This is a genomic window from Brachybacterium sp. NPDC056505, assembly GCF_042794925.1.
GTDB classification, from domain to species: Bacteria; Actinomycetota; Actinomycetes; order Actinomycetales; family Dermabacteraceae; genus Brachybacterium; species Brachybacterium kimchii.
Genome location: NZ_JBHTSV010000014.1, coordinates 60,295 through 67,493, shown reverse-complemented (window position 1 = coordinate 67,493; position 7,199 = coordinate 60,295). Strand labels below are relative to the sequence as shown.

6 protein-coding genes are annotated in these 7,199 nt (G+C 72.5%); 1 reads left to right on the top strand and 5 read right to left on the bottom strand.

All coding sequences use genetic code 11. From position 1 onward, the window contains the following. Positions 1–107: 107 nt before the first annotated feature. The 4 genes from ACFQ53_RS09685 to ACFQ53_RS09670 all read right to left on the bottom strand — a co-directional run bounded on the left by ACFQ53_RS09685 (position 108) and on the right by ACFQ53_RS09670 (position 3,829). The gene (locus ACFQ53_RS09685) at positions 108–1,250 is read right to left on the bottom strand and encodes an SPFH domain-containing protein (RefSeq protein WP_249478552.1); all 1,143 of its coding nucleotides are present in this window, start codon (positions 1,248–1,250) and stop codon (positions 108–110) included. Between the two features lie 96 nt (positions 1,251–1,346). Then, positions 1,347–1,874: a glutathione peroxidase gene (locus ACFQ53_RS09680; protein ID WP_377858782.1), complete on the bottom strand. Its 528-nt coding sequence runs from the start codon at positions 1,872–1,874 to the stop codon at positions 1,347–1,349. Between the two features lie 390 nt (positions 1,875–2,264). Beyond that, positions 2,265–3,176: a PfkB family carbohydrate kinase gene (locus ACFQ53_RS09675; RefSeq protein ID WP_377858779.1), complete on the bottom strand. Its 912-nt coding sequence runs from the start codon at positions 3,174–3,176 to the stop codon at positions 2,265–2,267. Positions 3,177–3,199: 23 nt separating this feature from the next. Next, positions 3,200–3,829 carry a hypothetical protein gene (locus ACFQ53_RS09670; RefSeq protein WP_377858776.1) on the bottom strand — a complete coding sequence of 210 codons (630 nt, stop codon included), beginning with the start codon at positions 3,827–3,829 and terminating at the stop codon, positions 3,200–3,202. 80 nt (positions 3,830–3,909) lie between these two features. Between ACFQ53_RS09670 and ACFQ53_RS09665 the strand changes: the two genes are divergently transcribed. Then, entirely contained in the window at positions 3,910–5,874 is a 1,965-nt protein-coding gene (locus ACFQ53_RS09665) for a penicillin-binding transpeptidase domain-containing protein (protein WP_377858773.1), read from the top strand. 39 nt (positions 5,875–5,913) lie between these two features. Here the strand turns inward: ACFQ53_RS09665 and ACFQ53_RS09660 are convergent, their stop codons facing one another. Next, positions 5,914–7,110, bottom strand: coding sequence for a MerR family transcriptional regulator (locus ACFQ53_RS09660; RefSeq protein WP_377858770.1), 1,197 nt, complete (start codon positions 7,108–7,110; stop codon positions 5,914–5,916). Between the last annotated feature and the right edge of the window lie 89 nt (positions 7,111–7,199).

The window sequence follows — 7,199 nt, the reverse complement described above, 5'->3', positions numbered from 1 at the left end:
CCATATGGCACGTGACCCGACCTCCTGCTGCGCCGAATGCTCGCCCCGATGCGATACCGGATCCGCGACCGGGGCGGGGCGGGCGGCGCCCGCCCGCTTCTGCGGTGTCAGCCCTGCTGGCCGGGGTGCGCCCACGGCGGCTGCTGGCCGCCCTTGCCGCCGTTCCCGCCCTGGGCCTGCTGCTGGGCGTTCTGGGCGGCGCGCTGCGCATCGGCCTTGGCCTCTGCGGCGCGCGAGGCGGCCGCACGACGGGCCGCCTCGGCCTGCTCGCGGCGACCCGCGTCGGCCTGCGCGGACGCGTGTCCTTCGCCGGCGTCCGAGGCGTCCTGCGCGGCCTGCGCCTGGAGCATCGCAGTGCGGATCTCATCGCCCATCGACCCGACGGTGCCGGGGTTCGAAGGCAGGAACAGCACGTTGGAGCGGCCGTTGCGGGCCACGTCCTGCATGGTGTCGAAGTACTGCGTCATCAGCAGCAGCTGCTCCGCGCTGGACTCGATGCCCACCTTGCGCAGCATCTCGTACTGCTCGGCGATGCCCATGGCGATCGCCTTGCGCTGCGCGGCGACGCCCTCACCCTGCAGGCGCTTGGACTCGGCCTCCGCCTCGGCCTGGGTGACGCGCTTGATCTTGTCGGCCTCGGCGAGGGACTGCGCGGCGACGCGGTCCCGCTGGGCGGCGTTGATCGAGTTCATCGAGTCGCGCACACGCTGGTCGGGCGAGATGTCCTGCACCAGGGTGTTGACGATGTTGAAGCCGAACTCGCGCATGCGCTCGCTCAGCGTGTTCTCGACGCTGCGGGCAATGTCGTCCTTCGACTCGAACGCCTCGTCGAGCTCGAGGCCCGAGAGCGCCGAGCGCACCGTGTCGAAGACGTACGACCGGATCTGGTTCTCAGGGTTCGACAGCCGGTAGTAGGCGTCGACGACCTGGTCCTCCTTGATGACGTACTGCACCGCGACCGGCACCGTCACGAACACGTTGTCCTTGGTCTTGGACTCGATGTTGACCTCGAGCTGCTGGATGCGCAGCGAGATCGGCCGGGTCGTGGAATCGACGAACGGCGCCTTGACGTTCAGGCCGGGCGTGGCGACGCGCTTGAACTTCCCGAAGCGCTCGACGATCACGTTCTCCTGCGTGTGCACCGTGAACATGATGCTGGTGCGCAGGCCCCCGAACAGAAGCGCCGCAAGGATGGCCAGGACGACCACCAGGACGACGATCACGATGAGGACGGCAATGGCCCCCTCCATGGGATCCCCTCTCGTTGTGCATGTGCATCCGGCGCGATCGCGCCGGATGGGACTCAGGTCACGCTACCAGTGGGGAGGGGATCGGCCCAGGTCGCGTCAGGCTCCGCCGGCCCCGAGCTCCTCGCGGACCCTGCGCTCGATGCGCGAGGGCGGCACGGGCGGCGCATAGCGCCGCAGCACCCGGCCTTCGGGGGAGACCAGGAACTTCGTGAAGTTCCAGCTGATGCGACCCCCGATGAGACCGCCCTTCTGCGTCTGCAACCACGAGAACACCGGGTGCGCCTCGGGGCCGTTGACCTTCACCGTCGAGAACATCGGGAAGGTGACGTCGAAGTTGTCGGAGCAGAACACCTCGATCTGCTCATCCTCCTCGAGCTCCTGGTGGAACTGGTCGGAGGGGAAGCCGAGGACGGAGAATCCCTCGTCGTGGTGCCTACGGTGAAGGTCCTCGAGGTCGCGCAGCTGAGGGGTGAACAGGCAGCGCGAGGCCGTGTTCACCACGAGCACGAGCTGCCCGCGGTACCGCTCGAGCGGGACCTCCTCGCCGGTGATCGAGGTGGCGGTGAAGTCGTGCAGGGTGAGCGTGCGCGGGGACGACGCATGGAGGTCGGGCTGGGCCGCCATGGATGCTCCTCCTCGAAGACGTGGTGGCGTGATGGCGTGGTCGCGTGATGGGGCGACGGACGGGGCGTGGTGACGTGAGGGGCGTGGTGCGGTGTTCGTGCGGTGGGCGGGCCGATGAGGCGTCCGCGGCAGCGGACGTCGCGTCGGCGCACGAGGGCCGACGGCGCGTCAGCACCGCGGAGGAAGTCGAAGGTGGGGGTCGCCGATGCGTGCGTCCGCGATCGGGCTACGCCATCGTAACGTGTCCCACCCCACAGATCCTGAGTGCGTCCGGCGGGCGGGACCGCGGATCGGACGACGCGCTCAGCCGGGGTCGCTCCGCTCACTCGCGCACCCGTCCCGCCCCACGCGCCCGGCCCGATCGGGCACCCGGCCCGCCTGCCCGTCCGCTCACGCGAGGAAGGCGTCGACCTCGGCGCGCGTGGGCGCGGTCGCGGGCCCGCGCCGGGTCACCTTGATCGCCGCGGCCGCGTTCGCGCGGGTCGCCGCGGTCTCCCAGTCCGCGCCGAGGGCGCGCTCCGCGAGCAGCACGCCGGTGTGGGCGTCTCCCGCGCCGTTGGTGTCCACGGGGGGCTGGGGGAACCCTGGCAGCGCGGTGCCGCGGCCGTGATGGAAGACGGTGCAGCCGCGCTCGCCGTCGCGCACGATCACGACGCCTCCCGGGCGGATCCGCCGGTGGAGGGCCTCCGGGGTGTCCTCGATGCCGTCGCGGTCGGTGAGCGCGAGCGCCTCGTCCGCGTTCGAGGTCCACACGGTCACGAGCCGCAGCACGCGCTCGCGCAGCTCCTCGTCGAAGGAGGCGAAGGGCGCGCCGGGATCCAGCACGACCTCGACGCCGCGTGGGATCTGCTCGAGCCACTCCAGGAGCGGGTCGCGGGTGGGCGGGAAGAAGCTGTAGCCCGAGAGGCACAGCAGATCGCCGGGCTGCGGGTCCAGCCGGGCGAGGGAGGCCGCGGTGATGCGCCGTTCGGCGCCGTAGCCGGTGACGAAGGTGCGCTCGGCGCTCGGTTCGACCAGGACGATGCACTCGGCGGTGTCCTCGTCCTCGATCGGCGGGGTCGCGAGAGCGACCCCGTCGCCCGCGAGGGCCTCGCGCACCAGGTCCCCGTTCGGCCCGGTGCCGTGGGCGCCCCCGTGGACGGCCACGGCGCCGGCGCGGGCGGCGGCGACCAGGATGTTCACCGCGCCGCCGGCGAAGCGACGGGCGTCGGCGGCGTTCACGTTGCCGCCGCGCGGCGGCAGCGCGGGCACCTCGACGACGAGGTCCACGAGAGCCTGGGCGGTGTGCAGCACGCGGGGCATGGCCCGAGTCTAGGGGTGCGGGTCTACGGGTGCGGGCCTGCGGTGATCTGCCGTGCCTGCGGCGGCGCCGCGAGGCCGATGATCGCCAGCTCGTGGGAGAACGCGATCATGAGCAGGCGGCACATGATCGGCGCGACGAACGCGAGACCCAGCAGGACGAGCAGCACGGAGTCGGTTGCCGTCCCGGGTCCGAGCACCGGCGCGGGCACCAGGCAGAGCAGGCCGAGGACGGGGGTCGTGGCGATCCCGCAGGCGCCGAGCAGCGCGAACAGCAGCCGGCGACCTCCGCGCACCACCGCCCCGAGGCGTCCGGTGGTGAGCTTGAGGGAGCGGATCAGCACCAGGATGTCGAGCACGAGCGCCGCGATCGCCAGGAGCGCCGCGAGGACCAGGGCCAGCAGGCTCATGCCGAGCCAGGCGAGGAACACTCCGATCCCGTCGTCGGGATTGCCGGTGGGCTCGCCGGCGAGCTGGTCCCCCCAGAGACCGATGGAGATTGTCGAGGCCAGGGGCACCGCGAGGACGAGGGTGAGCGTGATACCGACCAGCGCGTCGGCCAGCACGAGCCGGCGGGTCCCGACGATCGCGCGCGCCGCCACGGGCGCCGCCGCCCGGAGGGCGGCGGACCGGAGGGGCGGCTGGTGGTCGCTCACCCCTCCAACCTATCCGCCGCGCCGTGCAGGTCCTGTGCATCTGTGGACGGATCCCAGCAGGGTGCAGGACGATGGAGCGCATGGCGTCTGCTTCCTCCCCCTCCGAGTCCACACCCACCCGCCGTCGTCGCGGGCCGATCATCGCGGGGATCTCCGCCGTGGTGGTCCTCGCCCTGATCGCCGCCTTCTTCATCGTCCGCGACCGCGCGGGCGACGGGTCGAAGGAGGCGAAGACGCTGGCCGCAGCCCTCGCGAGCGGTGACTTCAGCGGCGTGACGCTCACGGGCACCGATGCGTCCGACGCGAAGAAGGAGCGCGAGAAGGCCCTCGGCGACCTCCAGGACGCCACCGGGAAGGCGCCCAGCGTCGACGTCTCGAAGGTCGAGAAGGAGGACGACGGGACGCGCACGGCGACCCTCGACTGGAGCTGGACCCTCCCGCACGACGCCGGGACCTGGGACTACACCACCACCGCGACCCTCACCGAGGACGGGGACACCTGGGCCGCGAGCCTGGATCCCTCCGAGCTCGCCCCTGACCTCACGGCTGACGAGACCGTCTCGCTGCGCACCGTCCAGGGCGACCTCGGCTCGATCACCGACCGCGACGGCGACGACCTCTACGGCCCGCGCGAGGTCCGTGTGCTCGGCATCGACAAGACCCAGGTCGACGCCGACCAGCAGCAGGACGCCGCGAAGAAGCTCGCCGATCTCCTCGGCATCGACGCCGACACCTTCGCCGCCTCCGTGAAGAGCGCGGGGGAGAAGGCCTTCGTCCCCGCCCTCACGATCCGCGAGAGCGCCGTGGACGACTACCCGCTGGGGAAGGCGGCCGACGTCCCCGGGTACCACGAGGAGAAGGAGACCCAGCCGCTCGCGGTCACCAAGGACTTCGCCCCGGGCGTCCTCGGCTCGCTGCGCGAGGCCACGAAGGAGGACATCGATGAGTCCGACGGCACGATCGTCGAGGGCGACATGGTGGGCAGCGGCGGGGTCGCCGCGGCCGAGCGCGACTCCCTCGTCGGCACACCGGGCGTCGAGGTCGTCGCGGCGGACTCGAAGACCGGCAAGGAGCGGAAGCTCCATGCGACGGACGCGACCGCGGGCAAGGACGTGGAGACCACGCTCGACACCGACCTGCAGAAGAAGGCCACCGAGGCCATCGCGGACCAGGACTCCGCGAGCGCCGTCGTCGTCATGCAGCCCTCGACCGGGGACGTCCTGGCCTCAGCGCTCGGACCGACGGGCCAGTCCTACCCGGTGGGCCTCGTCGGCCAGTACGCGCCCGGCTCGACCTTCAAGACCGTGACCGCGCTGTCCCTGCTGCGCGCCGGCGACACCCCCGACACGACCGTCGAGTGCCCCGCGACCGCGAGCGTCGAGGGCCGCTCCTTCAAGAACGCCGACTCGATGGACAAGAGCCTGTTCGGGAAGATGTCCCTGGCCACCGCGATCGCGCACTCCTGCAACACCGCGATGCTGCTGCAGTACGACACGGTCTCCCAGGACAAGCTGGCCGACGCCGCGACCACCCTGGGCATCGGCCAGGACGCGCCCGAGGGGCTCAGCAGCGCCTTCATGGGGAAGGTCGACCCCGACGACTCGGGCGTCGAGCATGCCGCGGACATGATGGGCCAGGGCCGCGTGCTCACCTCGCCGCTGAGCATGGCGACCGTGCTCTCGAGCATCCAGAGCGGCTCGACGGTGCGGCCGCGCATCCTCGCGGACGACGACTCGAAGGCCCCCGAGGCCGACAACCCGCTCACGGAGGACGAGACCTCCCAGCTGCAGGACATGCTCCACGGCGTGGTCACCGAGGGCACGCTCAAGAGCACCTTCGGGGACGTCAAGGGCGATCAGATCATCGGCAAGACCGGCACCGCCGAGTGGACCGACGAGAACGGGGACGACAAGCTCCACTCGTGGGTCGTCGTCGCCCAGGGCGACGTGGTCGTGGTGGCCTTCGTCGAGGACGGCGGCTACGGCGCGACCACCGCCGGCCCCATCGCCAAGGAGGTCCTGCAGGACGCCCAGAGCGAGGGGTGAGCGTGGGGCCGCGCGCGCCCGGCGCCGGCCCGCGCCCGCTCAGCCGAGGTCGGCGACGATCGCGGCGAGATTGTCCGGCGCGCCCGCCTCGAGCGTCCGACGGGACAGGTCCTGGGCCGTCCGCTCCGGCGCGGCGCCGGCGAGCAGTACCTCGCCGAGCACCTCCGGGCTCAGGACCGCGTGGATCCCGTCGCTCGTGAGCACGAGCCGGTCGCCCGCGACGAGGGTGCGCATGATGAGGTCCGGCGCGGTGGGGGCACCGACCGCGAGCGCGCGGTTCAGCACGGCGCGCCCTGGATCCGCCGCGGCCTCCTCCTCGGTGAGCCTCCCCGCCGCCACCAGCGACGCGACATGCGTGTGATCCCTGGTCAGCGGCTCCACGTGCCCTTCGCGCACCAGCAGAGCGCGGCCGTCGCCGAGGTGGGCGAGCACGAGGCGCTCGCCGTCGAGGACCGCCCCGATGAGGGCTGCGCCGGAGGCGCCGTCGGCCGGGAGCAGGCCCGGCAGCGCGGCCCACGCGGACTCGAGCGCGGTAAGGACGTCGGGGTCGGGGGTCTCGCCCGAGCCGGCGCCGTCATCGGGGTCCGCGCCGCTGAGTGCCGTGCGCAGGCTCTCGCCGAGGGCGTCGAGCAGGCGCCCCGAGAGGTCGTCGTCGGCCCCGAAGCCGTCGGCGATCGCGAGCAGGAGGCGCTCGCCCGGCAGGTCCTGGATGTGCACGGCGTCCTGCTGCGTCGCGCGCACGGCGCCCTGCTCAAGGACGTGCGCGACGCGGACGGGGGCGGATGCGGTCGTGCGATCAGCGGTGTGCCCGGTGAGCGCGCTGCGCTCGGTGTGGTCGGTGGTCATGGGACTCTCCTCCTTCGGGAGCGTCCGGAGGTCCGTGAGCAGCGAGGCCACCTCGGCGCTGCGGGTGCGGGCGTCGGCCTGCTCCTGCAGCCACCAGGAGCGCAGCTCCTGGCCGGCGGCGTCCACGGGGAGGTCGCAGATCACGCGGATCCGCTCGAGCCCCATGCCGAGTCCGCGCAGACGGGCGATGAGCAGGGCGCGCCCCACCTGGTCGGCGCCGTAGCGTCGGTACCCCGTGAACGGGTCCACGTGCCGCGGCGGCAGCAGGTCGGAGGCGTCGTACAGGCGCAGCGCCTTCGGGCTCAGCCCGCTGCGGCGGGCCAGCTCCCCGATGCCGAGGACGTCCTCGGCTGCGATGCGTCTGCGAGCGTCCTGTCCGTCGGTTCCCATCGTGCGGCTCCTCGTCGTGCCGGGCGGTGCGCCCGGGCATGATGCCCCGGGTTCTCCGGTGCGGGGATCTCCCGCACCCCGCACGCTGG